The following is a 25,180-nucleotide window of genomic DNA, read 5'->3' as shown; positions in this document are numbered from 1 at the left end:
TTCCATCGATACCACTTCGTCTCGTATGTCGGATTATCGAGACGCGCAGCCCGCACGTCGCAGCGGCGGTCAGACGGCCGCCGCCGACGCCACCTCGCCCAGGATCACGGCGTCGACGAGCTGGCGTGCCCACGTGAGCAGGGCGGTGCCGCGCAGCGGCTTGCCCCCGATGCGCGCCGTCGTCGGGAACGGCACGAGGATCGCTCGGATGCCCGGCTTGAGGATCGTGCCCGGGTAGAGCCGCTTGAGCCGCATCTGCGCCGACTCGGGCAGGTCGACCGGGGCGAACCGGACGTGCTTGCCCTGCGCCGTGATGTCCGTGAGCCCGGCACGCCGGGCGTGGTTGCGGAACTCGGCGACCTCGAACAACGCTTCCGTCGACTCCGGCAGGGCGCCGTACCGGTCCACGAGCTCGGCCCGCACCTCCTCGAGCGCCGCAGCGTCCTGGGCGGCGGCGATCTTCTTGTACGCCTCGAGCCGCAGCCGCTCGGTGGCGATGTACGTCTCGGGCAGGTGGGCGTCCACGGGGAGCTCGATCGTCATCTCCGGGACCTCGGCCTCCTGGTCGCCGCGGAACGCCGCCACGGCCTCCCCCACCATCCGCACGTACAGGTCGAACCCCACCCCGGCGATGTGCCCGGACTGCTCACCGCCCAGCAGGTTGCCCGCGCCACGGATCTCGAGGTCCTTCATGGCGATCTGCATGCCCGCGCCGAGGTCGGTGTTCGCCGCCATCGTGGCCAGCCGGTCGTGCGCGGTCTCGGTGAGCGGCCGCTCCGGCGGGTACAGGAAGTAGGCGTAGGCGCGCTCGCGGCCACGCCCCACGCGGCCGCGCAGCTGGTGGAGCTGCGACAGGCCGAGCGTGTCCGCCCGCTCCAGGATGAGCGTGTTCGCGTTCGAGATGTCCATGCCGGTCTCGATGATCGTGGTGCACACCAGCACGTCCAGCTCCTTCTCCCAGAAGGCGCGGATGACCTGGTCGAGCTGGGACTCGCTCATCTTGCCGTGCGCGACGCCGATCCGGGCCTCGGGCACGAGCTCGGCCAGCCGGGACGCCGCACGCTGGATCGACTCGACCTTGTTGTGCACGTAGAAGACCTGGCCCTCGCGCAGGAGCTCGCGCCGGACCGCCGCGGAGATCTGCTTCTCCTCGTAGCCGCCCACGTAGGTGAGGACGGGGTGACGCTCCTCGGGCGGGGTCGCCAGCGTGGACATCTCCCGGATGCCGGTCACAGCCATCTCCAGCGTGCGCGGGATCGGCGTCGCGGACATCGACAGGACGTCCACGTTGGTGCGCAGCTGCTTGAGCGTCTCCTTGTGCTCGACCCCGAACCGCTGCTCCTCGTCGATGATCACCAGGCCGAGGTCCTTGAAGTGCACCGAGCCGGTGATGATGCGGTGGGTGCCGATGACCACGTCGACCGACCCGTCCTTGAGCCCGGCCAAGGTCTCGTCGGACTCCTTGGCGCTCTGGAAGCGGGACAGCGCACGCACCGTCACCGGGAACCCGGCGTACCGCTCGGAGAACGTGTCAAAGTGCTGCTGGACCAGCAGGGTGGTGGGTACCAGGATGGCGACCTGCTTGCCGTCCTGCACGGCCTTGAACGCCGCCCGGAGCGCGATCTCCGTCTTGCCGTACCCGACGTCGCCGCACACCAGGCGGTCCATCGGCACGGACTTCTCCATGTCCGCCTTGACCTCGTCGATCGTGACGAGCTGGTCAGGCGTCTCGACGTACGCGAAGGCGTCCTCGAGCTCGCGCTGCCACGGGGTGTCCGGGCCGAACGCGTGCCCCTGCGTGGCCATGCGCGCCGAGTACAGGCGGATCAGCTCGCTCGCGATCTCCTTGACGTACTTGCGGGCGCGAGCCTTGGTGTTCTTCCAGTCGGCACCGCCCATCTTGGACAGGCTCGGCGCCTCGCCGCCCGTGTACTTGGTGACCTGGTCGAGCTGGTCCGTCGGCACGAACAGCCGGTCGCCCGGGTGGCCCCGCTTGGAGGACGCGTACTCGATGACCAGGTACTCGCGCGTCGCGGCGTTGGCCCCGGCGCCCAGCGTGCGCTGCACCATCTCGATGAAGCGGCCGACACCGTGCTGCTCGTGCACCACGAAGTCGCCGGCCTTGAGCTGCAGGGGGTCGACGACGTTGCGCCGCCGCGAGGGCATCTTGCGCATGTCCCGGGTCGACGAGCCCTGCCGGCCGGTGAGGTCCGACTCGCTGAACACCGCGAGCCGCAGGTCCGGCACGACGAAGCCCTTGCCCACCAGGGCGGGCGCGACATGCACGACGCCGCCCTCGGGTACCTCGACGAGCTCGGTGACGAGGCGCGCGGCCGTGTCGGCGGCGCGGAGCTGTTCCGTCATGCGCTGCGCCGGGCCGTGGCCCTCGGTGGTGAGCACCAGGCGCCAGCCGGCCTTCTGCAGACCCTGCACGTCGTCCAGGGCACGGGCGACGTCGCCGCGGTAGGACTCGACGTCCCGCGCCGCGATCGTGAAGGTGGTGCCGCCGTCGTCCACCGAAGTGGTACCGGCGTCGTCCGCGTCGACGTCGGTGCCCGCGGCGTCGAGGGAGTACGCGGAGAGCGTCCACCACCCGAGGCCGCGACGGGCGGCGACCTCCCGGGTCTCGGCGAACGTCGCGAACGACGCGGCCGAGAGGTCGAGCGGCGCCTCCCCGCCCGCGACGGCGCCGGTCCAGGCCGCGGCGAGGAACTCCTCCGTGGTGGCCACGAGGTCGTGGGCGCGCCGTCGCACCCGCTCGGGCTCGTCCAGCACCAGCAGGGAGTCCGCCCGCACCAGGTCCAGCACCGGCACCATGCGGTCCACGAGCACGGGCCCGAGTGACTCCATGCCCTCCACGGCGATGCCCGCGGCCAGCTTGTCCAGCATGTCCGTCGCGCCGGGGAGGCGCTCGACGAGCCCTGCCGCGCGCTCGCGCACCGCGTCCGTGAGCAGGATCTCCCGGCACGGCGGCGCCCACAGTCCACGGTCGGCGATCTCCAGCGACCGCTGGTCCGCCACCGAGAACCAGCGGATCTCCGTGACCTCGTCGCCCCAGAACTCGATGCGCAGCGGATGGTCCTCCGTGGGCGGGAAGACGTCGAGGATGCCGCCTCGTACCGCGAACTCCCCCCGCCGCTCGACCATGTCGACGCGGGTGTAGGCGGCGGCGACCAGGCGGTCGCCGACGTCGGTGAGGTCCGCCGTCTGCCCGGTGTGCAGCTCGACCGGGACCAGCTCGCCCAGACCGTCGACCACCGGCTGCAGCAGGGCGCGGACGGGCATGACCAGGACGTTGACCGCACCGGCCTGACCGCTCTCCCGGGTCGGGTGCGCCAGACGCCGGAACACCGCCAGCCGCTTGGCCACCGTGTCGGCACGCGGGCTCAGCCGCTCGTGCGGCAGCGTCTCCCAGGCCGGCAGGACCGCGACGTCGTCGGAGCGGTCGTCGGGCAGGTAGGCGCGCAGGGCGGCGGCGAGCTCGTCCGCGTCGCGGCCGGTGGCGGTGACCACGACGAGGGGGCGCTTCGCGGCGGCGGCGGCGAGGAACGGGGCCCGCACGCCCTTCGGGCCGACGACGTCGACCTCGCCGCCGAGGGGCACCGCCTCCAGGGCAGCCGCCGCCCCGGGTTCGGCGAGCAGAGCAGGGACGATGCCGGTGAGATTCATCAAGGTCCTTCGAGCGCACGACGACGGGCCAACCTCACCCCGGGACGGGGCGTGCGGGCTGGCCGTCCTAGGGTACGCCCGGGCACCGACGCCGGATCAGGCCGCCAGCAGGCGGCGATCGTGCTGGACCATCCGCGTGACCAGCTCGTCGAAACCGACGGTTCTGCGCCACCCCAGCAGCTCCTGTGCCTTGCGGGGGTCGCCCACCTGCTGAGCGGTGTCCACCGGGCGGAAGAACCTCTCGTCGACCGCGACGTGGGCACGCCAGTCGTCGATCCCCGCAGCGGTGAAGGCCGCCGCGACGAACTCCTCGACGCTGTGCGACTCGCCGCTGGCGACGACGAAGTCCTCGGCCGTCGGGTGCCGGGCAGCACGCACCATAGCGTCGACGTAGTCGGGGGCCCAACCCCAGTCACGGCTGGCCGACAGGTTGCCGAGCGCGATGGTCCCCCCACCGTCGTGGGCGATCCGAGCGGCCGCCGCAGTGATCTTGCGCGTTACGAACGATGTCGGACGGCGGGGCGACTCATGGTTGTACAGCACGCAGGACGACACCCCCAGGCCCCGGGAGCGGAACACCCCGGCCATGTGGTGCGCGTAGGCCTTCGCGGCACCGTAGGGAGAGACCGGACGCACCGCGGTGTCCTCGTCCTGCGGCGTCCGGTCCGGTGTGCCGAAGACCTCGGCGCTCGACGCCTGGACGACGCGGACGGGTCGACCGAGATACTCCTGGACGCGCCACGCCTCCTCGAAGAGCGCGGCGGCTCCGAGCCCGTTGACCGCGCCGGTGGCGACCGGATGCTCCCACGAGTAGGCGACCGAGCTGATGCCACCGAGGTTGTAGATCTCGTCCGGAGCGACGTCACGGACGACCGATGCCAACGACACGGTGTCCCGCAGGTCGGCCTCGTGGAGGTGCGCACCCGCGGGAACCTGGTCGGGGGTCCGGTCCCGGGCAAGGACCAGGCCGTGCACCTCCAGCCCCTCGTCGACCAACCGCTGAGCGAGATAGGAACCGTCCTGGCCGGCGATTCCGGTCACGAGCGCGACGGCCACTCAGCGCCCTGCCAAGTCCGCCTGCTCGCGCAGGTCGTTCTCCACCATCATGGAGACCAGGGTCTCGAAGTTGACCTCGGGCTTCCACCCGAGCTCCCGGTGCGCCTTGGACGGGTCACCGATCAGCATGTCGACCTCCGCTGGCCTCATGAACCGCGGGTCCTGCCGCACGTAGCCCTCCCAGTCCTCGATCCCCACGTGCGCGAATGCCGAGACCAGGAAGTCGCGGACCGAGTGGGTCTCTCCGGACGCGATGACGTAGTCATCGGCCTCCGGCTGCTGGAGCATGAGCCACATCGCCTCGACGTAGTCGCCGGCAAAGCCCCAGTCCCGTTTGGCATCCAGGTTCCCCATGACCAGCTCGTGCTGGAGCCCGAGCCTGATCCGTGCGACCGCCTGGGAGATCTTGCGGGTGACGAACTCGGGTCCCCTTCGTGGGGACTCGTGGTTGAACAGGATGCCCGAGGACGCGTGCATGCCGTACGACTCGCGATAGTTGATCGTCATGTAGTGGCCGAACACCTTGGCGACGCCGTAGGGAGACCGGGGCCAGAGCAGCGTCGACTCTCGCTGCGGAACCTCTTGCACCTTGCCGAACATCTCCGAGCTCGACGCCTGGTAGAAACGGATGCGGCTGGGGTCGTCGAGCGTGTGCAGGCGGACGGCTTCGAGCATGTTCAGCACGCCCTTGCCCGTCACATCCGTAGTGAGCATGGCGTTCTCCCACGAGTAGGCGACGTACGAGATCGCCCCGAGGTTGTAGACCTCGTCCGGTTGCGCAGCGGTGAGAGCCCGCATCAGCGAGGACAGGTCGGTGAGATCGCCCGCGAGGAGATGTACGTCCGGCACAGTTCTGCGCACCATTTCATGCTTGGGGTTGTTCTGACCACGGATCAGACCCCACACCTCATAACCCTTTTGGAGCAGCAGCTCAGAAAGGTACAGGCCGTCCTGTCCGGTGATTCCGGTGATGAGTGCTCGTGGCATGTCCGTCCGATCCGCGTCAGTCCGGGAGCGACGCTGCGCCGTGCGGCACCGCCTATCGCTTGCCGCTGTGACGCAGACAACGCTAGTGCCGCGCAGCCTGCACCGGGCCACCTGCACCGGGTGAACTGGCACGCCAGGCGGGTGAAACCACGAATCTTGCTGCCTCGCCGACTGGCGACACACACATGGGCTGGACCGTTTTCATCCGCCGACCACTCTCGACCTGAGCACCGAAGGCGAGAAGAGTTGCCTCTGTGATGCGACAGGCGCAAGGTCGCCGTAGGCATGCCGTGCGAGCGGTCGTTCTGGCTGCCTCTTTCGGTCTCCTCTTCGTCTCTGCCATCCTGAGCCCGTGGGGCCAGCGGACCGACGAACTTCTCTTCAACATCCTCGCGACCGGCAGCGAAGCAGTGAATGCGGCCGCCGGGATCCTCCGCAGCGGCCTCCTGCTCGCACTCGGCGCGGTCGCACTCGTCCTCGGAGTGATGGCACTTCGCCGCTCCCAGATCTGGGCTGCGGTGGCACTGGCGACGATGTGCGCCGTCTCAGGGGCACTGAGCGTCCTGCTCCGCGACACACTCCTGGTGCGCCCGACCTATGACCATGCGGCCGCGTACCTCGTCAACACCTTTCCGAGCACCCACGCCACGCTGACCTGCTCTTTCGCCGTCACGATCCTGGTGCTGTGGCCCTATCGCTCGCTGCAGGAACGTGTCGTGGTGCGTAGCGGCGTCGTGCTCACCGTCATCCTCGCCTGCCTCGCCAACGTGGTCTCCTACTCCCACCGTCCAGCGGATGTGCTCGGATCAGTTCTGCTCGTCGGTTTCGTCGCATCCCTGGCCGGAACAGTGGCACCGAGGTCGATGGCGCCCTCGACAGGCAGCTTTCACCCCGTCGACTAAAGGTTTCACCCTCGTCGCACCCGGTGGCGCAACACTTCTCCGCTTAACGTCCCCATATGGCTTCGCGACACGGACGGTTCCGGCCGCTCCTGGCTCTCGCTCTGGTCCTGCCGATGGTCATCCTGGTCTCGCCCTCCGTGGCCGATGAGTCGACACCAGGAGGCGTCGCGTCGCAGGCCGTGACGTGGAGCTGCACAGGCACCCCCTGCCCCTGGGGCCAGCAGCTCTCCGGCAACGCCACCGTGTGGCCCCACGACGGGACCTCCTCACGACACGGCTACACCACCTCAGCGCCCATCTACCTGCCAGCAACAGCGGCCAACGGCTCGACCGTCACGATCGTCACGGGCTCCGCCGGCATCTACGCCGGACCAGCAGACAGCTCACACCGCTCCCTGGCCCAGCTGTCCGCCGGCGACACCTACACCATCTCCGGCCTCGAGTCCGAAGAAGTCATCTCCGTCCAGAACGACAACGCCTCCTTCACCTATGCGATCACCAGCGGGGAGGCGCCCACACCCGAGCCCACACCCACGCCGTCACCGTCGCCCACGCCCACGCCCACGCCCACGCCCACGCCCACGCCTGAACCCAGCACAGGCCCGACCGCGAGCGTCGCGTCGCAGGCCGTGACGTGGAGCTGCACCGGCACCCCCTGCCCCTGGGGCCAGCAGCTCTCCGGCAACGCCACCGTGTGGCCCCACGACGGGACCTCCTCACGACACGGCTACACCACCTCAGCGCCCATCTACCTGCCAGCAACAGCGGCCAACGGCTCGACCGTCACGATCGTCACGGGCTCCGCCGGCATCTACGCCGGACCAGCAGACAGCTCACACCGCTCCCTGGCCCAGCTGTCCGCCGGCGACACCTACACCATCTCCGGCCTCGAGTCCGAAGAAGTCATCTCCGTCCAGAACGACAACGCCTCCTTCACCTATGCGATCACCAGCGGGGAGGCGCCCACACCCGAGCCCACACCCACGCCGTCACCGTCGCCCACGCCCACGCCCACGCCCACGCCCACGCCCACGCCCACGCCGACGCCAACGCCAACGCCAACGCCAACGCCAACGCCTGAACCCAGCACAGGCCCGACCGCGAGCGTCGCGTCGCAGGCCGTGACGTGGAGCTGCACAGGCACCCCCTGCCCCTGGGGCCAGCAGCTCTCCGGCAACGCCACCGTGTGGCCCCACGACGGGACCTCCTCACGACACGGCTACACCACCTCAGCGCCCATCTACCTGCCAGCAACAGCGGCCAACGGCTCGACCGTCACGATCGTCACGGGCTCCGCCGGCATCTACGCCGGACCAGCAGACAGCTCACACCGCTCCCTGGCCCAGCTGTCCGCCGGCGACACCTACACCATCTCCGGCCTCGAGTCCGAAGAAGTCATCTCCGTCCAGAACGACAACGCCTCCTTCACCTATGCGATCACCAGCGGGGAGGCGCCCACACCCGAGCCCACACCCACGCCCACACCCACGCCGTCACCGGGCGCGGAGATCCTGGAGTCGACCCTCGCGCTCTGGCACTGCGACGCCTACTCGACATGTGAAGACGACGGCTGGCTACCTTGGGTGGGCGGAGTCGTGTCCTGGCCAGAGTGGGCGGCCTACCCGAACAACGATCGTCAAGGACCCAACTCCCGGACCGTCCGCTCCCTCGCCGGTGAAACGCTGTACCCGTACATGGGCGCCTGGGCGGACGGCTGCGGGATCCATGTCCTCGAGGGTGAGGTTCTGGTGATCGAGTGGGAGCGCGGTACGGACGTATGGCGTGCCACCAGGCTCGATCCCGGGGACTCGTACACGATCGATCTCACTGCTCAGGAAGATGGCGCCTTGATCGAGACTCCTGACACCCCGACCAGCTTCCGCGTGGCGTTGACCGACTGCACACCCCAGCCCGTGCCCTGAGCCCATCGCGGCGAGGGTGGTTCGGGCAGCAGCGGGTGAGGACTTCGGGATGTGCCGGGGTCAGGCCTCGAGCTTCCGCGCGTCGAGCATGAGTGTCCAGCCCCAGCCTGCTCGTTCCTGCGGCCACGCCCAGACCTGCGCCACCCGAGGATGCACGTGTCGGAGCGCACGCCGGATGCGAGGCGTCGCGAGCACATGACGCAGCCCTTGATCGGCGCGTGGGGTGATCGAACGCAGCATCTCGACAGCGAACTCACGCTCTGCGAGCAGCCGAAGCTCCGCCGCCGACAACCATCGACGACGGGCATCCTTGTGTGCCGGAGGGATATCGCTCATTCTTTCCAATACGTCCCGGTTCTGGGTCGCGAGAATCAACCGCCCACCGTCATCGAGAAGATCAGCCACGCGCGAGAAGAAGCGTTCCTGGTCCTCGACGTGCGAGAGCACCTCGAGGCCGACGACGATGTCGAAGGAACCGCTCGGGAGATCGACAGCCATCAAGTCACCGACGATGAAGGTCGCCTCAGGCACACGGTGTCTCGCGCGCTCGAGCACCGTCGGGCTGAGGTCCACACCCGTGACGGATCCGTACTGGACCAGGGAATCGACGAACCACCCCGCGCCGCAGCCGACCTCAAGGATCCGAAGGTCGCGCCGACCCAGCCGCTCGATCCTCTGCAGGACGACTCGAGCCTGGTCGAGCGAGATCTCCTCCCGCTTGTGCTCGCGATGATCCGCATTCCATCGATCCCAGTACGCAGCCTCAGCCTCTCCGATGTTGCTCATACACACGAGCGTGCCGAACATCACCGCCTTCGGACACCCTCGCGGTCCGATTTCACCCGACGCATCTGATTTCCACCCGACTCATATAGATCGAGCTGTCGCACGGATGGGTGCCGGACGCAACCCGCTGAGAGGCGCAGCCGAACGGCGCTGATTGCTTCCGAGTCAGCTCTCCCCACTCAGACAGCTAGTTCCATTCCCGGTACAGAGATTCATAACGGTCGACGACGCTCTCCAGAGTGAACTCCTCGACCCGCTCACGCGCCAGCGCCGCGAGTGCTGCGCAACGCTCGCCGTCGAGAAGCACCTCGGCCAGCTCTCGGCCGATGCCGTCGAGCTCCGTCACGACAGCAGTACGGCCGCGGTCGGTGACGAACATCGCTCCCGGATTAGGAGTGGCGACGACCGGGAGCCCCGAGGCCATCGCCTCGACGTACGGGATCCCGAAACCCTCGTAGTCGCTGGGGAGGCAGAAGACCCATGCTTCTTGAAAGACCCGCACCATGTCCTCGTCCGACAGCCGGCCGAGGACCCGCACACCCGGACCCGGGTCCGCGGGAGCGTCACGAACGACCATCCACAGCTCGGCATCCGGACATCTCGACAGCACGCTCTCCTGGAACTGCCGCGCGAGCTCGGCTCCGCGCTTGCGCCCGTACCAGTAGCCGACGAACAGCACGACCGGATGATCCGCCCGCCGGACTGGTTCCGGGCGGAACCGCCGGACATCGGCACCGCACGGGATGACGTCTCGAACCCATGGGTACCAGCGGCGCGTCGCAGGCGAAATCACCACTGTCCGGTCGGCGACGAGCGAAGCGAGCATCTCTGAGAAACCGAGCATCACCATCCGCAGCTTCTCCTTGACGCCCTTGATCGTGAGCGCCTCCTCGAAGCACGAGCCGGCAAGGGTCCGTACGTGCCGCGGAACCCGGCGTCGCCAGAGCCAGTAGTCGTCGCCCCACGCGTGCAAGACGTCGTACGCCGACAGGTCGATCTTGCGCAGGGCGAGCGCGAACCGAAAGGTTCGCAACGAGCCCGCAATGTGTACGTGACGGTGCCCGTACAAGGCGTCTGCCACGGGTGGACAGTCGCTCAGGACAGTGACTTCGTGCCCCCGGACAGCAAGTTCCGTGGCGAGCTCGTGGACCTGGTAGCCGATCCCCTGCTTGCTGGTGCTGGGCAGGTAGTAGGAGATGATCGCGATCCGCAATGGTCGCGCGTGGACGGTCATCGCAGGCCATCTCGGAGCGCCTCGAGCCAACCTCGACCATGACGCAGGTCTGGCTCCAGGTGATTGCCCTCAGCCCACTCGTTCCACGACTTGACCCACAGCAGTCGTTCGTGGACGGGACGGTGTGCGATCGAGCTCACCGCCTGCTCCACGTTCGCACGGAACTTCTCCGGCGTAGCCCCGTGCAGGACGACACCTCCGCGACCGGAGCGTGGCGAGTTGTCCCAGTTCGGATACACGCACGGCTGGACAAGGTCTCCCGTGCGGTTCTGCTCCGCCCAGTCTGTCGAGTAGGGGTAGATCTCCGGCCCTCCGGCCAGCTTGCGGAACGCGCGCATGCGCAGCACCTGCCGACGCGTCGTCCCGGCCGGCATGCGCATGTAGACACCGGCGTCAAAGCCGTCCTCCTTCACCCGGTCGTAGCGCACCCCTGCCCCGACCAGGTCGCTCATCTCCGCGACCAGGTACAGCCCGTCCAGCCCGTGGCGCCGGGCGAGGTCCTGCCACAGGTCGACGAACACCGACGCGTCCGGGAGCTCCTCAGGGCGGAAGACGTAGAAGACAGGTCGCCCACCGACTCTCAGGTACCGCGGATCGCGGAGCGCAGGGAGGATGGCCTCGAAGTGCGCTGTGTAGTCCTCGACGCCCGGATAATGCTGCCGCATCAGGATGCGGTCGGTGTCGCCGTGCCAGACGCCGCTCCACGTCTGGTTCGCCCACGCCAGGCAGAAGGAGAGCTCGGGCCTACCGCTCGCGAGCACCTCGGCGAACGGACGTTCGAGAATCCGTCGCCCGTTGCCGAACCAGTAGTGCCAGTAGGCGAATGCCTCCACCCCGAACTCCGATGCCAGCGCCGCCTGTGCCTCCCGGGCCTCGGGAAGCCGCAAGTCGTAGAACCCGAGCTCGCCCGGCAGGTTCGGCTGCTGGTGGCGCGGGTACAGACGTGCGGCCCGCGCCGTGTTCGTCCACTCGGTGAACCCTGGGCCCCACCACCTGTCGTTCTCCGGGATCGGATGGAACTGCGGCAGGTAGAAGGCGACCGCCCTGGCTTCCAACATGTTCTCCTCCATCTCCGAGCGCACATCGTGCTAAGGGTCCCCGTGGCGCGCTATCGCGCCCTGGATGCGGCGAGCATGTGGAGCAGAGGGACTGCGACGCGCCGCAGTCGTGAGGGCAAGGATCGCGAGATTGCCTCCACGTCAGCCGAGGTCAGGCCCCACCGGGTCAACCACAGGACACCGATGTAGAGCCCGAACCCGCTGAACCCCGCCACCAGTGCCGACGGAACCGGTGCCCAGCCGAGGCTCGCAATCCCCCACCAGGTGCCAGCAGCGATCAGCGAACCAGCAAGATACGGCGCGATCGCTGCCAGCAGCTGCCTGCTGGCCATACGCAGAGCGCGCGCCTCGATGAACAAGAGACAGAAGAACAGCACGGCCGCCGCACTCGCATTGCCCAGGACGGCCGCCCAGACACCGAGCTGGCGAACGAGTGCGACGATGAGACCGACATTGACGATGAGGGCCAGCAGGTTGATGCCCAGCAACCACGTGCCCTTGAGTCGGGCCATGATGAATGCCCGCAGCGGGCCGGCCATGACCAGCAGGCCTCCAGCGATGCTCAGAACGACGAGAACTGGAGGCACTTCGCTGAACTCCTCGCCGTAGATGGCAGGAACCAGGAGAGCGAGGGCGGGTGTCGCGGTGGCGATGAGTGCCGCCGTCGCGGTGGAGGATGCGCGCAGTGTCCGAGCAAGCGCGCGTCCCACCGCTTCCGTGTCGACCTCGCGGAGACCGGAGATCGCCGGTACGAGCGGTCCGAGCAACGACTGAGCCGGCGCGAAGAGGTGGGCCGACAGGCCGAACGCGAGGGCGAAGATCCCGGCTGCCCCCAGAGCTGACATCCACGTCAGCACCAGCACCTCGCTGCGCGCCGAGACGAACGCCTCGACCATGCCGGCAGCACCCGCGGGCAGGGCGAACTTCCAGAACCCGACGGGGAACCGGCGTATCCGCGGCCGTAGCAGCGCCCGACGGTAGATCCGCGCGACAAACGCCATGTACAGGAGGACTCCCAGCCCGCCCGCGACGAGCCGGAGCGCCCAGATCGAGTCAGCGGTCCCCAAGGTCACTGCGGCGATGACCACCGTCACCTGCGTCAGAATGTTGGCGATCATCGCTGCTTGCGCGCTTCGCGCGGTTCTGTTCTCGATCGCGAGCGAGTCAGCGGCACCCGCGAACGTGGACGGAATGGCAACACCGAACACGACGGCGATCACCATCAGTACCGGATCAGCATCGACGAGCAGCAGCACGGTCAGGGAGATCACCGGGATACCGATCAGCATCCGATAGCCCTGCGCGGCCCTCAGGATCTGCTTCACCTCGTCGAAACGACCGGCCGCGTGCGCCTTCGAGCCGAACTGCACGACGCCGGTGCCGACCCCGAGGTCGATGGTGGTCGCGACAAGAATCACCACCGTCGACAGGTAGGCAAGACGACCATAGTCGACCACACCGAGAGTTCGAGCGACGACGATGTTGACCAGAAAGGCCAGAGGCAGCGAGACAGCGACATGGACGAAGGTCCACAGTGCACCCTTGATCGCCCGGTCCTGTAGTTCTCCCCGCGACATTGCCGTGCCTGCCACCGATGCCGTCGGATCGAGGGGCGGGCCAGCATCTGTGCCCCTGCTCACCTGAGCACCACCGGCCGGTGCACGGGAACGCCGCCCAGTGTGCCGAACGAGGCTGGCGAACAGGTGCTGGTGATGACCACGGCTTGGTCGGGACCGGACGCTCTGGGATCTACCGTCACAGAGTCATCGTTTCTGAGGACTTCACGCTTTCCGAGTGCCTGGGCCCAATTTCAGCCGGGGATTCAGGTATTTCACCCTCGGAAGACGATCGCACCTGCCTAGGCTCGAAGCCATGGCCTCTTGTGTCCAGGCTGGGAGCCACCTGCACGTGATCACCCCCGGCGATCACTTCTCCCCATCGACCGGTAGCGCTGTACCCACGGTCGTCCACGGGCTCGCTGGAGCGACCCCGTCCGGCTCCCCGCGCCCTCGCGTCGCAGTCTCCCGGGGTACCTATCCGGACCACTACATGACGGCCGACGTGATCGCGTACGCCCCGTCCACACCACGCAAGCTCGATCGGCACCGTGATGCGGCGGCCTCACGACTGGGCCTCCCACGCGCTCGTGCGCGACGGGTGCTCGCCGCATCCCTGGCAGGCCAGGCGCAGTGGCCGGCATCGGTCGTGCTCGGCCACAACATGCCCCAGCTCGTGCCCCTGGTCGACACGGATCACCACGTGGCGGTGCTCTACGCACACAACGAGCTCTTGCGGACCTACTCCGCGCGCGAGGCCGGCCGGGTGCTCGACGCTGCTGGGGTGATCGTGTGTGTGAGCAACTACGTTGCCGACAAGACCGCGGAGCGGCTCCCGCCCCGGCTGCGGGATCGGGTGGCCGTCGTCCACAATGCCGTCGACACGACCGTCTTTCGGCCGGCCGGGACACGGTCGCCGGACGGCGCTCTTCACGTGGTCTTCGTCGGGCGGATGCTGCCCGACAAGGGACCCGACGTGTTGGTCGAGGCCCTGGTCCGCCTCGCCCGGGAAGACATCTTTGCAACGTTCGTCGGAACCACCAACTTCGCCCCGCGCGCTGCGCTCACCTCGTTCGAGCGGGGGATGCGGCTCGCCGGAGAACCCCTCGGCGACCGGGCGCACTGGCTGCCGTTCCAGCCGCGCGACAAGGTCGCCGCCATCATGCGCACCGCCGATGTCGTCGTCGTCCCCTCCCGATGGGCGGAGCCGTTCGCCCTCACCGTCCTCGAGGGCATGGCATCGGGCGCCGCCGTGATCGCCTCGCGTGTCGGAGGGATCCCGGAGGCTGCCGGGCGCGCCGGCATCTTGGTGAGTCCGGACGATCCGGAGGCACTGGCCCAGGCCCTCGAGGGCCTCGCAGACGACTCGCGCGGGCTGGCCCGGGTACGAACAGCAAGCCTCCTGCACGCCCGAGCGAACGACTGGAGCACCGCTCGGACTCGTCTGGACCAAGTTCTCGCGGACCGGTGCCTCACTACCGGGGCGCTCCGTGCCCACGACGGCACCCGGGGGTCGACCGCGACGGCTCAACCCGGTCCGACGACCAGGAGCCAGTCCCGACCGATCTCGCGGCCCGTCGGCACAGAGAACACGTCGTAGCGACCTTCGAGGGTGGCTGCAGCGGGCAGGTACGTGCCCGCGCACGCGCTCTCCGAGGCTTCTCAGTGATGATCAGGTCATGAAGACACCACCGACCGTCTCCGTCGTCCTCGCCTCCAACCGCGGGCCGGACAACCCGTTCCTCGCCGAGACCGTACGGTCGGTGGCGCGGCAGACGCTCACGGACATCGAGCTCGTCGTGGTCGACGACGGCAGCCCCCACCCGATCGACCGTGCCACGCTCCCTGGAGCCCCCGCGGGCACGACATTCCTGCGGATCGGCCCCTCCGGCCCCTCGGCAGCCCGCAACGCCGGAGCGCGGGTGGCCTCGGGAGAGCTCCTGGCATTCCTGGACGACGACGACGTCTGGGAACATGGACGTCTCGCAGCGCACGCCACCGCCATGCAGGGCGACCCGGCACTCGTCCTGACGTACTGCCGCATGCGAAGCATCGACGCCGACGGACGTGAGATCGCACCGCCCGACCAGGCGGCGGTGACGTCTACGGCCGACGTCTTCCGCCGCCGGACCGGGATCATCCTGCCGAACTCGGTCGTCCGGGCCAGCGCCTTCCGCGCCGCCGACGGGTTCGACGAGTCCCGGCGCCTGGCCGAAGACCTGGACCTCGTGCTCCGACTCGCCGCGCGCGGCCCGGTCGCCCGGGTCGGGGACGGCTCGTTGGTCTCGTACCGCCGCCACGATGACAACGCGACCGGCCGGCATCGGGCGCTCGCCGCGGCGATCCGCGAGGTCGTGGCCGATCACCGCACGGCCGCGCTCCGCAACGGTCAGGACGAGCTGGTCGATGCCCTCGACGAGTCGCAGGCGGCGAACGACCGGTACGCGGCATGGGCGGCAGGGCGGGCCGCCAGGACGGCGATGGCACGCGGCAGACCCGGCGTCGCCGTCGGAGAGATCCTCTGGGCATTGCGGTTCGCACCCAGCGCACCAGGCCAGTGGTTGCTCAAGAGGCTCGCCCGACGCGACCGTCCGCCAGCCGCTGCAGGTTCCGCTTGATGTCGTAGCCCAGGGACCTCATCCCCGGGATCGTCCACCGCCGGACCACGGCGCTGATCGCCCTCGCTCTCTCGAGAACCGGTACCGGCGCCCGGACCGCCTCGGCAAGAACCCTGCCGTGGAGATACCACTGGGGGAAGGCCATCGACCGGCCGAAGCGCGGGCGATACACCCTGGTCTGGGCAACCGGGTCCGAGGTCTGCAGGTTGGTCATCTGACCGACATGACGGCGCTCGATGAAACCGATCTCCGGGACCTGGACCCAGGGAGCCCTCAACGCCATCGCCACCGCGAGCCCGAAGTCTCCGCCCCAGTAGTCCGGCAGGCCCCCGAGCCCGCGCAGCGTCTCTGTCCTGAAGACGCCCCCGAATCCGATCACCTGCCACACCTGTCGTTCGAAGAACAGCCCCACACGTGCGGAAGGTCTCAAGGAGAGGAAGTCGATCCCCTCGTCGTCCAGCGAGCCCACCACCTTGTCGTCCGAGTCGGACAACACGACCCGCGAGAAGGCGATGGTGGCATCGGGGTGGCTCTCAAGGGCCCGGACGCACGATGAGAGATGGGTCGGCAGCACGATGTCGTCGGCCGAGTTCCACATGAAGTATGGGGCACGCGCGTGCGCAAGCAACCGGTTCCAGTTCCAGGGGATGCCACCGTTCGAGTCCGCCCCCAGGTACCTGAACCTCGAGTCCTCGGCCGCCACCATCTCGGCGATCTTCCGGGTGTCGTCCGTCGACGCGTTGTCCGCCACGAGGACCTCGATGTCGGTCAGTTCCTGCCCCTGCAGAGCACGAAGAGCACGCTCAAGGAACTCCTCGCCGTTGCGCACCGGCACGCCCACGGTCACTACCGGGTGGGGGGGCTCCAGCCCTCTCGGCTCCGTCACCATCGGACTATCGCCTTTCTCACGACGAACGCCTCTGCGTAGCGCTCCCGACACTCCATCCCCCGCAATCGCATGAGGCCGAGGAAGACCTCGGGATCCCACCAGTCGTGTCCGCACTGCGACGGGTAGTGCTCGTCGAGCAGCTCGACCTTGCGACGTGCGCGATCCTCCGGCACGGGTACGTACGTGGTGGGCCGGCCCATGTCGCCGTCCCACTTCGGGATCTCGTAGTGCAGCACGAGGGCGTCCCGCCAGACGGTGGGCGCCATCTCCCCGACGAGGCGATGGTCCTGGTGGGCATCGTCGCTGCGGGGAGCCAGCACGACGTGCGGAGACGGATGACGTTCGGCGTGCTCGTGCAGGGCACTCTTCGTCGCCCCCCAGTACTCGGGCAGGCGACCATCAGGAAGCCCGGCGAAGGTCGAGGATGAGCCGGGGAGGAACGCCTCGGCGGCAGATGCGGCCTCCGCCTCGCGGGCGGGGTCACCCGTGAGGGTGAGGAAGTCGGCGGTCACGCCCGACCGCTCGGCGAAGGAGAGAAGCGTCCCACCGCAGGCGATCTCGACGTCATCAGGGTGCGCCGCAAGACAGACCACCCGGAGGTCCGCACCCCCGAGCGACAGCGGGATCAACTCCGCACCTCCGACAACGACGTCGTCTCCCGCTCGGATGCCTCGGCGTCGAGCCCGAGCAGCGTGGCGACACATCGTTCCTGATCGGCCAGGGCCATCCGAGCGACGTGGAGGGCGAAGGGCCGGAAGCCGCGCTCCTGGTCGCCTGACGCCAGGTCGAGCACCTCGCGAGCAACGGCGTCCGGGTCAAACTCCTCGACGGAGTACGAACGGGGGTGCTCGAAGAAATGCTCCATCAGCCATCGCTGCTTGGGGCCATAGCCCAAGGAGACCGCTGGCACACCGGCGCGGATCGCGGCGACCAGGTTGTGGTATCTCACGGCCACCACGGCACGGCAGCCGACAAGGTGACTCTCGAGCTCCTGGACCGACCCGACAGGCGCGACGTGAACGCGCTCCGGATCGTGCACTCGATCGGCCACGGCCTGGGCGGTTGCATCGTCTGCCTCGTCCCCCACCACGATGAGGACTTCGGCACCACCCCTGACCAGAAGTTCCACGAGACGGACTGAGCGCGACGTGTACGCATCGCGCTCGGCCGCCGGTGCGTACCAGTCGTATCGCACGACACCGACGGCAACGGTCGGCCGGACACCGGGCTCCGCGCAACGTTCCGGAAGGGACAGACCGAACGCGAGGTCGGGGACGACGGCGGGGCGGCGCCCCCTGTGCCCGAGCGCGGCCGCCGAACCGTCGTCACGGGTGCTCAGGTACGTGGCAGCACGCACGACGGTCCGCTGCATCACCCGCACCGCGCGACCACCACGACGATCTGCGCCGACGGACAGCACCAGGTACGGCCGGCGCCGTAGCCGTGCAACGATCCCGTAGACCGTCAAGGTCAGCGGGGGCCCCCACCTGTTGACCGCGTGCCCTTCGAGGATCCCGGTGCCCGGGACCAGAACGGCATCGAGGCGGCCCACGACGAGCCAGGCGTGCCGCAGGTCGGCGAGCTTTCCCAGCGTCCTGCGCCACCTACCCCGTGGAGCACGCGGTGCCGACGCGGACGTTGCCTCCACCCCCCGATCTCGGCGGACGGCCTCCGGCGCATCGGTCAGGACGACCGGCTCGACCATGGCTCCGCCATGGGTGCGCAGGAGGTCAAGAACAGCGTCCAGGGACGCCTCGTTGCCGAAGTTCTGGTAGCCGAACTGCCCCAGCAACCCGACGCGTACCCGACGGTCATCCCGCCTCGTCCTACGTCGCACCGTCTTGTCCTCAGGCGTTCGCACGGACGTGCCCCACCACATCGGGCACGTCCACCTCGGGCACCCTGCGCCTCTGGTGCTGCGAGTCTCTGTCCCACACCGCCCAGGGCCGGTCGCCGATGCGGTTCATCTCCTCCAGAGCAGACCGTTCCTTCAGCGTGTCCATCGGCGCCCAGAACCCTGGGTGCGCGTGCACACGGAACCGGCCCGCGCGCGCCGCGCGGACGCACGCGTCCATCACGAGGTCCTCCCCCTCGTCGAGGTAGTCGAAGATGCCCTGGCGCAGGACGAAGTAGCCACCGTTGATGCACATGCTCATGCCGGCCACGGGCTCGAGGTCACGCATGGTGCCGTCAGGCTCGAACCGCACGACATGGAAGGAGTCCTGCGGTGCCACGGCCATGAGCGACCCCACGGCGTTCGTCTGCAGGAAGTCGTCGACGATCCGGTCCATCGGGGCGTCGGTGAGCACGTCCCCGTAGTTGGCGAGGAAGACCTCGTCGTCGTCGAGGTACCGGCGCACGCGACGCAGGCGTTCACCGATCGCCGTGTCCATACCGGTGTCGACGAACGTGATGCGCCACTCGCTGATGTCGCTGCCGAGCAGCTCGATCTCCTGACCGCCCTTCGTGAGGACGAAGTCGTTGGAGTGGGTCTCCTGGTAGTTCAGGAAGTAGTCCTTGACGGCCGTCGCGCCATACCCGAGGGCAAGGACGAACTCCGTGTGCCCGAAGTGTGCGTAGTACTTCATGATGTGCCACAGCACCGGGCGCGAGCCGATGGGCATCATCGGTTTCGGCAGCGAGTCGTGGCCGGACCGCATCCGCATGCCCAGCCCCCCGCAGAACAGGACGACCTTCATGGGTGGATCTCCTCGAGGGCTGCTCGAGGCGGGCGGGTGCCGGGTGCCGACGATCTGACGGCCGGAGCGCCCAGATCTGGTAGTCGGCGCGGCACGGCAGATCTCCTCAGCGCGGGAGCCACCGGCCGTCCCCGGAGGAACCCGGCGGTGGTGCCGTTGTCGAGTGCCTTCGCATACACGACGCAGGCCCGTGCGACGGCCTCGACCGTGAGGTCGACGTCGTCGTCGGTGTGCGCGGCGGAGATGACGAACGACTGACCCAGCACGCCGTACCGGAGCAGCTCCTGGAGGAAGAGGGCCCGGTACGCCTGACTGGGATCGCCCTGCAGGTCGCGAGTCCCGAAGACGAGGCACGAGGCCCGGCCGGTGACGGTCACGAAGTCGGCGACGCCGGCGGCAGCGGTGACGTCCTCCACCCCGCGGCGCAGGCGCTCCCCCTGGCGATCCATGATGCCGACGACGTCGTGCTCGACGTAGGCGTCGGACACGGCGAGGTAGGCGGCGAGCCCGGTGGTCTCGGGGCCGTGCGTGGTCGACAGGAGGAACACACGCGGCCGACAGGTGCCGAGCCCACCGAGCTCCATCAGTTCCCGCCTTCCCGCGAGGGCGGAGACCGCGAACCCGTTGCCGAGTGCCTTGCCCCAGGCAGAGAGATCCGGGACGACGCCGTACACCTCCTGCGCCCCGCCGACGTCCCAGCGCATCCCGGTGATCATCTCGTCCAGCACCATCACGGCGCCGTGCTCGGTGGTGAGCGCCCGCACGCCCTCGAGAAAACCTGGTGCCGGCTCGGTATCACCCGTCGCGGCCTCGAGAAAGACGGCGGCGACGTTCCCCCGGTGCTCCTCGAGGACGCTGCGCAGCGAGTCGAGGTCGTTGTAGACGAACCCGACTGTCAGGCCCCGGCCCCTCGTCGGGATACCGGCATCCATCCTGGTGGTGGAGACGAACCAGTCGTCGACGGAGAAGAACGGCTGGCTGCTGCAGATGGCGACGATGTCACGACCGGTGGCCGCACGGGCGAGCCTGAGCGCTGCCGTCGTCGCATCGGAACCGTTCTTGGCAAATTTCACCATGTCAGCCCCCGGTACGGTCGCGACGAACCTCTCGGCGGCCTCGAGCTCCCGGACGGAGGGCCGGGAGAAGCTCACGCCGTCCGCGGCGGCCCGGGCGACGGCCTCGACCACGGGCCGGTAGCCGTGACCCAGGGTGACGCTGCGCAAACCCATGCCGTACTCGACGTACCAGTTGCCGTCGACGTCCTGCACCCGGGACCCGACCCCGCGCACCAGCACCGGCGCGACACCCTCGGGGTACTGGTCGGAGCCACGGGCGTAGGTGTGTGCTCCCCCCGGCACGAGACGGTGCAGGCGTTCCTGCGCGTCTGCCGATCCGACCCATGAGGTGTGGCGAGTATCGGGCGCGACGCGTCCGGAGAACTCCTGCGGGCTGACCGTCCGGATTGCACCCATTTTTTGGCCTCCAGGATCACCGGCGATACTTCAGCCATTCTTCGCGCACACCTCACCAGGCTCAACGACCTGGCGACTAGTTCACCCGGTGGAGGAGCGGAATCACCCGGGCGCCCTGGCCGTGTCTCACCGGAGCGCCTAGCCTCGTGTACATGCGAGTCGAGACCACTGGCCTCGATGGCCTGCTCCGTCTGACGCCGACCCCGCACGTCGACGAGCGGGGCTTCTTCACCCGCACGTTCGACGACGCCACGGCGCGCGAGGCCGGCATCGACCCCGCGGCGTTCGTCCAGGACTCACAGTCCCGCTCGCACCAGGGCGTCGTGCGCGGGATGCACGGTCGTGTGGGCGGCGGCGAGGCCAAGCTCGTCCGGGCGGCGCACGGCGCCGTGCTCGACGTCGTCGTCGACGCCCGACCGATGTCGCGGACCTACGGCAGGGCGGAGTCGTTCGTGCTCGACGACGAGGACTTCGTGGTGCTGTACATCCCGCGTGGCTTCCTCCACGGGCATCAGACCCTGACCCCGACCGCCGACGTCTGCTACCGCATCGATGCCACGCACGACCCCACCGAGGACGTGGCCGTGCACCACCTCGACGCCGACCTCGGCATCGTCTGGCCGGTCGAGATCACGACGGTGAGCGCCCGTGACCGCGCCGCGGGGTCCTGGGCTGAGCTCGCCGCTCGCCTCAGCGCGTCCTGATCGGGTCCGGCCCGACGACGACCGGAGTGGGTTCGGCCACCACCCAACGGCCACCGGACGCCTCCACCTCCGGGTACTGCCGGCGCACCTCGTCAAGGAGGTCGGGGACGAACAGGACCACCCAGCGGGGTCGCAGGACGGTCAGGGCGGACGGATCGACGATCGGGACGCGCGCCGTCCCGTCGCTGCCTCGGGTACCCGGCATCGACAGGCCCTCCTTGGCCGGTGACGCGTCGACGACCGCGATCATGTCGGCTCCCGTCGCCCCCGCCACGGCAAGCAGGGAGACGGCACGGGAGGCTGCGCCATAGCCGACGACGCCCTCCGCACGGTGGTCGTCCAGCCAGCTGCGCAGCGCCGTCGCCGTCCGCGTGACCGCGTCCTGGAGCCGCCCCACGGATCGTGGGTTCGTCACACCGGCGGCGTCTTCCTCGTCCAGCACGTCACGCAGTGCCGCGAGCGCCGCCGTGCCGGCGCCGCGCTCAGCGGGACGCGACCCCGCTCGAGCGAGAGCGAGCACCACCGTGCCGCCGTACAGGCTGTACCGCCACAGACCCACCGGCACGAAGCCGACATCCCGGGCGGCACGCACGAGCCAGCTCACCGAGTAGTAGGCGTAGTGCCCGTGTCGCAGCGCGTTCCACGCGCTCGTCCGCAGGATCGTCCCGAGCGGGTGGACGTGCAGGGCGAGCACGCCGTCACGGGTGAGACGGTCTGCCCGAGCGGCGAGGGCTGCCCGCTGGTCAGGGTCGTGCATCATGCCGAGAGAGTCGACGACCAGGTCCGCCGGTACGCCGTCGACCGCTCCTCCGTCGTCCAGCACCGTCAGGCCGTGGGCGGCGAGCAGTCCCGACCAGGACCCGCCGTGCGGGCTGGGGAACTCTGCCGCGCTCGCGCCAGGCTCGGCCAGCTCCGCCGCGGCGAGGTCGGCCACGGCCTCACGAGCCTGCGCGACGAGCGCCGCCGGCTCGACACCCCGCGGCTCGTCGGCCTCGGTGGGGTCGTCCTCGAGCTGTGCCAGGCCGCAGCCGGCGCACAGCACCATCCGCAGCGGGTACCGCGCCTCGGCGTCCGCCGTGCCGACGGGCGGGAAGACGTCCGCCGCCGGCTGCTCACCGAGGTCAAGCACCACCGTGCCCTCGGCGCCGGCGCACCACCGACAGCGCCACGACGCGACCGGCGTGCCGGCCATCACGTCCCCGGCTCGAACACCTCGAGGTGCGGGAGGGCGACGACCAGCTTCCCACCCCACTCCGCGACGTGCGCGAGCTGTGACGAGATCTCCTGGCGCAGGTTCCACGGCATGATCACGACGTAGTCGGGCCGGGCGGTATCGAGCGCCTCGGGCGCGAGCACAGGGATGTGCGTGCCGGGGAGGAACCGGCCGTGCTTGTACGGGTTCCGGTCCACGGCGAACTCGAGGAGGTCGGCCCGGACGCCGCAGTGGTTCAGCAGTGTGTTCCCCTTGCCCGGCGCGCCGTACGCCACCACGCGCCTGCCCGCGCGGCGGGCGTCGAGCAGGAACGAGACGAAGTCGTCGCGGACGGTGGCCACCTGCTCCGCGAACCCGTCGTGGCCTTCGACGGTGTGCAGCCCGAAGTCCTCCTCGGCGGCCAGCACCCGGCCGACCGCCTCGGACGGCACCGCCCGTCCAGCCTCGACGGCCTCCGTCGGCGCGGACCAGGTGCGCAGCGACCCGCCGTGGCTGGGCAGCTCCTCGACGTCGACGACGACGAGACCCGCCTGCGCGAGCACCCGCTGGGTCGTCAGCAGGGACAGGTAGCTGTAGTGCTCGTGGTAGATCGTGTCGTACTCGTTGCCGTCGATGAGACGCAGCAGGTGCGGGATCTCGATCGTGACGCGGCCGTCGTCGCCCACCAGGGCGCGCAGGCCCTTGGCGAAGTCGACGATGTCGGGCACGTGAGCGAACACGTTGTTCGCCACCACCAGGTCGGCCGGGCCGTGCTCGGCCCGGACGGCACGTCCCGTCTGCTCGCCGAGGAACTCGACGAGCGTGGGGATGCCCTGGGCGATCGCGGCGTCCGCGACCGTCCGCGACGGTTCGATGCCGAGGCACCGCAGGCCTCGCTCCGTCACGTGCCGCAGGAGGTAGCCGTCGTTGCTCGCGACCTCGACGACGAACGACGACTCCGGGTCGAGACCGAGACGGCCCGCCGCGGCGTCGACGAAGCGCCGTGCGTGCTCGACCCAGCTCGTCGAGTAGGACGAGAAGTAGGCGTAGTCGTCGAAGATCTCGGTCTCGGCGACGTAAGCGGGAAGCTGCACCAGCAGGCACTGCGTGCAGAGGCGGACGTTGAGCGGGTAGAACGTCTCGCCCTGGTCCACCTGGTCGGCGCGCAGGATCGCCTCGCAGGGCGGGGACATGCCGAGGTCCACGAAGGTGCGCGTCAGCTCGGCCCCGCACAGGCGGCACGACGGGCCTCGGACGGCCCGGGACATGGTCAGGGAGCCCGTGTCCGTCGCCGTCATGCCGCCACCACCGTGCGCAGCTCCGCCAGGTCGAGGCGACCCGCCCTGGCGTGCTCCTGGATGCGGTGGAGGCGCACGAACTCCCGCTCGAACTGGTCTGCGGTGAGGTCCCGCTCCTGCATGTCGCGCCACAGCTCCTCGACGCCGTCCCGTACCGTCCACCGGGGAGCGGCGCCAGGGAGCAGGCTGCGGATCTTGCTGAAGTCGACCCGATAGTCGCGGGCGTCCGCACCCGCCCCCGGGGCGAAGGTCACGGGCGCCCCGGTGACGTCGGCCACCACCTCCGCCACGGTGCGGATCTGCACCACGTCCTCGTCCCGTCCCACGTTGAACGCCTGGTCGTGCACGTCGTCGCGAGGCGCCTCGAGCGCGGCGAGGAACGCGCGGGAGATGTCCTCGACGTGCACGAGGGGGCGCCAGGGCGAACCGTCCGACTGCAGGCGGACCTCACCCCGGGTGAAGGCGGTGCCCGTCAGGTTGTTGACGACGATGTCGGCCCGCAACCGTGGCGAGCTGCCGTAGGCGGTCGCGTTGCGCAGGTACGTCGGGCTGAACCCGTCGTCGGCCAGCCGCGAGATCTGCCGTTCGGCCCGCACCTTGGACTCGCCGTACGGGGTCACCGGGTGGAACTCGCTCGTCTCGTCGACCGGCGCGTCACCGGCAGCACCGTAGAGGGAGCAGGACGACGAGAAGAGGAACCGCTGCACCCCGGCCTGCTTCGCCACCCGGGCCATGTGGACGGCGCCGTCGGTGTTGACCGAGAAGGTCGCCTCCGGAGCCAGGTGACCGATGGGGTCGTTGCTGATGGCGGCCAGGTGGACGACCGCGTCGAAGCCGGCCAGGTCCCCCGGGCGGGCGTCGCGTACGTCGCCCGAGCGCTGCTCGTAGTCCGTCGCCGGGCGGCCGAAGTCGCACCCGTCGTACCACCCGGCGTCGAGCCCGACGACCTCGTGCTCGTGGGCTCGTAGGTAGGGGACGAGGACAGCGCCGATGTAGCCCCGGTCTCCGTCGACAAGAACCCTCATGTGCTTCTCCGATCGCACGACCCTGCCCTCGTGCTCGAAACTACCCTCGCTCGCCGTCCGGTGACAGGGATCGACCGGGGGAACGAACGGGTGATCTTTGGACCAGGGCGGAT

The 25,180-nt window shown here is 69.2% G+C and carries 20 protein-coding genes; 5 read left to right on the top strand and 15 right to left on the bottom strand.

Going from position 1 to position 25,180, the window contains the following annotated elements:
* Positions 1-69: 69 nt before the first annotated feature.
* From mfd to gmd, 3 genes are all read right to left on the bottom strand, one after another.
* The gene (gene mfd, locus PZC42_RS06995) at positions 70-3,669 is read right to left on the bottom strand and encodes a transcription-repair coupling factor (RefSeq protein ID WP_277209491.1); all 3,600 of its coding nucleotides are present in this window, start codon (positions 3,667-3,669) and stop codon (positions 70-72) included.
* 96 nt (positions 3,670-3,765) lie between these two features.
* Positions 3,766-4,710, bottom strand: coding sequence for a GDP-mannose 4,6-dehydratase (locus PZC42_RS06990; RefSeq protein ID WP_277209490.1), 945 nt, complete (start codon positions 4,708-4,710; stop codon positions 3,766-3,768).
* Positions 4,711-4,725: 15 nt separating this feature from the next.
* Positions 4,726-5,712: a GDP-mannose 4,6-dehydratase gene (gene gmd, locus PZC42_RS06985; protein WP_277209489.1), complete on the bottom strand. Its 987-nt coding sequence runs from the start codon at positions 5,710-5,712 to the stop codon at positions 4,726-4,728.
* 290 nt (positions 5,713-6,002) lie between these two features.
* On the opposite strand from gmd, the gene PZC42_RS06980 reads away from it, so the two are divergent.
* Both PZC42_RS06980 and PZC42_RS06975 read left to right on the top strand, forming a co-directional pair.
* Entirely contained in the window at positions 6,003-6,614 is a 612-nt protein-coding gene (locus tag PZC42_RS06980; protein ID WP_277209488.1) for a phosphatase PAP2 family protein, read from the top strand.
* Between the two features lie 56 nt (positions 6,615-6,670).
* Positions 6,671-8,536, top strand: a complete 1,866-nt coding sequence (locus tag PZC42_RS06975) for a hypothetical protein (protein WP_277209487.1) — start codon at positions 6,671-6,673, stop codon at positions 8,534-8,536.
* A 60-nt stretch (positions 8,537-8,596) separates the two neighbouring features.
* Here the strand turns inward: PZC42_RS06975 and PZC42_RS06970 are convergent, their stop codons facing one another.
* From PZC42_RS06970 to PZC42_RS06955, 4 genes are all read right to left on the bottom strand, one after another.
* Complete coding sequence (locus PZC42_RS06970; RefSeq protein WP_277209980.1) at positions 8,597-9,343, bottom strand: class I SAM-dependent methyltransferase; 747 nt, start codon at positions 9,341-9,343, stop codon at positions 8,597-8,599.
* A gap of 166 nt (positions 9,344-9,509) precedes the next feature.
* The gene (locus PZC42_RS06965) at positions 9,510-10,556 is read right to left on the bottom strand and encodes a glycosyltransferase family 4 protein (protein WP_277209486.1); all 1,047 of its coding nucleotides are present in this window, start codon (positions 10,554-10,556) and stop codon (positions 9,510-9,512) included.
* A complete protein-coding gene (locus PZC42_RS06960) occupies positions 10,553-11,614 on the bottom strand; it encodes a glycosyltransferase WbsX family protein (protein ID WP_277209485.1) in 1,062 nt (353 codons plus the stop codon). The genes PZC42_RS06965 and PZC42_RS06960 overlap by 4 nt, the downstream gene beginning before the upstream one ends.
* 50 nt (positions 11,615-11,664) lie before the next feature.
* Positions 11,665-13,206, bottom strand: a complete 1,542-nt coding sequence (locus PZC42_RS06955; protein WP_277209484.1) for an oligosaccharide flippase family protein — start codon at positions 13,204-13,206, stop codon at positions 11,665-11,667.
* A 457-nt stretch (positions 13,207-13,663) separates the two neighbouring features.
* Between PZC42_RS06955 and PZC42_RS06950 the strand changes: the two genes are divergently transcribed.
* Positions 13,664-14,770: a glycosyltransferase family 4 protein gene (locus tag PZC42_RS06950; RefSeq protein ID WP_277209483.1), complete on the top strand. Its 1,107-nt coding sequence runs from the start codon at positions 13,664-13,666 to the stop codon at positions 14,768-14,770.
* Between the two features lie 79 nt (positions 14,771-14,849).
* Positions 14,850-15,788, top strand: a complete 939-nt coding sequence (locus PZC42_RS06945; protein ID WP_277209482.1) for a glycosyltransferase family 2 protein — start codon at positions 14,850-14,852, stop codon at positions 15,786-15,788.
* On the opposite strand, the gene PZC42_RS06940 is transcribed toward PZC42_RS06945, so the two are convergent.
* From PZC42_RS06940 to PZC42_RS06920, 5 genes are read right to left on the bottom strand one after another with little or no spacing between them, the layout of a single operon-like run.
* Positions 15,736-16,677, bottom strand: a complete 942-nt coding sequence (locus tag PZC42_RS06940) for a glycosyltransferase family 2 protein (protein WP_277209481.1) — start codon at positions 16,675-16,677, stop codon at positions 15,736-15,738. The two genes, PZC42_RS06945 and PZC42_RS06940, sit on opposite strands and share 53 nt — an antisense overlap.
* Entirely contained in the window at positions 16,671-17,306 is a 636-nt protein-coding gene (locus tag PZC42_RS06935; protein WP_277209480.1) for a PIG-L deacetylase family protein, read from the bottom strand. Before PZC42_RS06935 ends, PZC42_RS06940 begins: the two co-directional genes overlap by 7 nt.
* The gene (locus tag PZC42_RS06930) at positions 17,303-18,514 is read right to left on the bottom strand and encodes a polysaccharide pyruvyl transferase family protein (protein WP_277209479.1); all 1,212 of its coding nucleotides are present in this window, start codon (positions 18,512-18,514) and stop codon (positions 17,303-17,305) included. Before PZC42_RS06930 ends, PZC42_RS06935 begins: the two co-directional genes overlap by 4 nt.
* Positions 18,515-18,524: 10 nt before the next feature.
* Positions 18,525-19,376, bottom strand: a complete 852-nt coding sequence (locus PZC42_RS06925; RefSeq protein WP_277209478.1) for a sugar phosphate nucleotidyltransferase — start codon at positions 19,374-19,376, stop codon at positions 18,525-18,527.
* A complete protein-coding gene (locus PZC42_RS06920) occupies positions 19,373-20,848 on the bottom strand; it encodes a glutamate-1-semialdehyde 2,1-aminomutase (protein ID WP_277209477.1) in 1,476 nt (491 codons plus the stop codon). The genes PZC42_RS06925 and PZC42_RS06920 overlap by 4 nt, the downstream gene beginning before the upstream one ends.
* A 152-nt stretch (positions 20,849-21,000) precedes the next feature.
* Here PZC42_RS06920 and PZC42_RS06915 point away from each other — a divergent pair, with 152 nt between their 5' ends.
* Complete coding sequence (locus PZC42_RS06915; RefSeq protein ID WP_277209476.1) at positions 21,001-21,552, top strand: dTDP-4-dehydrorhamnose 3,5-epimerase family protein; 552 nt, start codon at positions 21,001-21,003, stop codon at positions 21,550-21,552.
* On the opposite strand, the gene PZC42_RS06910 is transcribed toward PZC42_RS06915, so the two are convergent.
* The 3 genes from PZC42_RS06910 to PZC42_RS06900 are packed head-to-tail and all read right to left on the bottom strand — an operon-like array spanning position 21,539 to position 25,067.
* Positions 21,539-22,744: a class I SAM-dependent methyltransferase gene (locus PZC42_RS06910; protein ID WP_277209475.1), complete on the bottom strand. Its 1,206-nt coding sequence runs from the start codon at positions 22,742-22,744 to the stop codon at positions 21,539-21,541. The genes PZC42_RS06915 and PZC42_RS06910 overlap by 14 nt on opposite strands.
* Positions 22,744-24,042 carry a class I SAM-dependent methyltransferase gene (locus PZC42_RS06905; protein WP_277209474.1) on the bottom strand — a complete coding sequence of 433 codons (1,299 nt, stop codon included), beginning with the start codon at positions 24,040-24,042 and terminating at the stop codon, positions 22,744-22,746. Before PZC42_RS06905 ends, PZC42_RS06910 begins: the two co-directional genes overlap by 1 nt.
* Positions 24,039-25,067, bottom strand: coding sequence for an NAD-dependent epimerase/dehydratase family protein (locus PZC42_RS06900; protein ID WP_277209473.1), 1,029 nt, complete (start codon positions 25,065-25,067; stop codon positions 24,039-24,041). The genes PZC42_RS06905 and PZC42_RS06900 overlap by 4 nt, the downstream gene beginning before the upstream one ends.
* Positions 25,068-25,180 lie beyond the last annotated feature (113 nt).

Origin of the sequence: Isoptericola croceus (assembly GCF_029382255.1) — a bacterium.
In the GTDB taxonomy this organism is placed as follows: domain Bacteria; phylum Actinomycetota; class Actinomycetes; order Actinomycetales; family Cellulomonadaceae; genus Isoptericola; species Isoptericola croceus.
Note: the sequence above shows the minus strand (reverse complement) of the source record. Positions and strands in the feature narration are given on the sequence as shown.

Coding starts and splice junctions, on each gene's coding strand:
- PZC42_RS06915 (WP_277209476.1), top strand. CDS start 21,001: ATGCGAGTCGAGACCACTGGCCTCGATGGCCTGCTCCGTCTGACGCCG.
- PZC42_RS06970 (WP_277209980.1), bottom strand. CDS start 9,343: ATGTTCGGCACGCTCGTGTGTATGAGCAACATCGGAGAGGCTGAGGCT.
- gmd (WP_277209489.1), bottom strand. CDS start 5,712: ATGCCACGAGCACTCATCACCGGAATCACCGGACAGGACGGCCTGTAC.
- PZC42_RS06975 (WP_277209487.1), top strand. CDS start 6,671: ATGGCTTCGCGACACGGACGGTTCCGGCCGCTCCTGGCTCTCGCTCTG.
- PZC42_RS06920 (WP_277209477.1), bottom strand. CDS start 20,848: ATGGGTGCAATCCGGACGGTCAGCCCGCAGGAGTTCTCCGGACGCGTC.
- PZC42_RS06940 (WP_277209481.1), bottom strand. CDS start 16,677: ATGGTGACGGAGCCGAGAGGGCTGGAGCCCCCCCACCCGGTAGTGACC.
- PZC42_RS06960 (WP_277209485.1), bottom strand. CDS start 11,614: ATGTTGGAAGCCAGGGCGGTCGCCTTCTACCTGCCGCAGTTCCATCCG.
- PZC42_RS06950 (WP_277209483.1), top strand. CDS start 13,664: ATGACGGCCGACGTGATCGCGTACGCCCCGTCCACACCACGCAAGCTC.
- PZC42_RS06905 (WP_277209474.1), bottom strand. CDS start 24,042: ATGACGGCGACGGACACGGGCTCCCTGACCATGTCCCGGGCCGTCCGA.
- PZC42_RS06925 (WP_277209478.1), bottom strand. CDS start 19,376: ATGAAGGTCGTCCTGTTCTGCGGGGGGCTGGGCATGCGGATGCGGTCC.
- PZC42_RS06945 (WP_277209482.1), top strand. CDS start 14,850: ATGAAGACACCACCGACCGTCTCCGTCGTCCTCGCCTCCAACCGCGGG.
- PZC42_RS06900 (WP_277209473.1), bottom strand. CDS start 25,067: ATGAGGGTTCTTGTCGACGGAGACCGGGGCTACATCGGCGCTGTCCTC.
- mfd (WP_277209491.1), bottom strand. CDS start 3,669: ATGAATCTCACCGGCATCGTCCCTGCTCTGCTCGCCGAACCCGGGGCG.
- PZC42_RS06910 (WP_277209475.1), bottom strand. CDS start 22,744: ATGGCCGGCACGCCGGTCGCGTCGTGGCGCTGTCGGTGGTGCGCCGGC.
- PZC42_RS06965 (WP_277209486.1), bottom strand. CDS start 10,556: ATGACCGTCCACGCGCGACCATTGCGGATCGCGATCATCTCCTACTAC.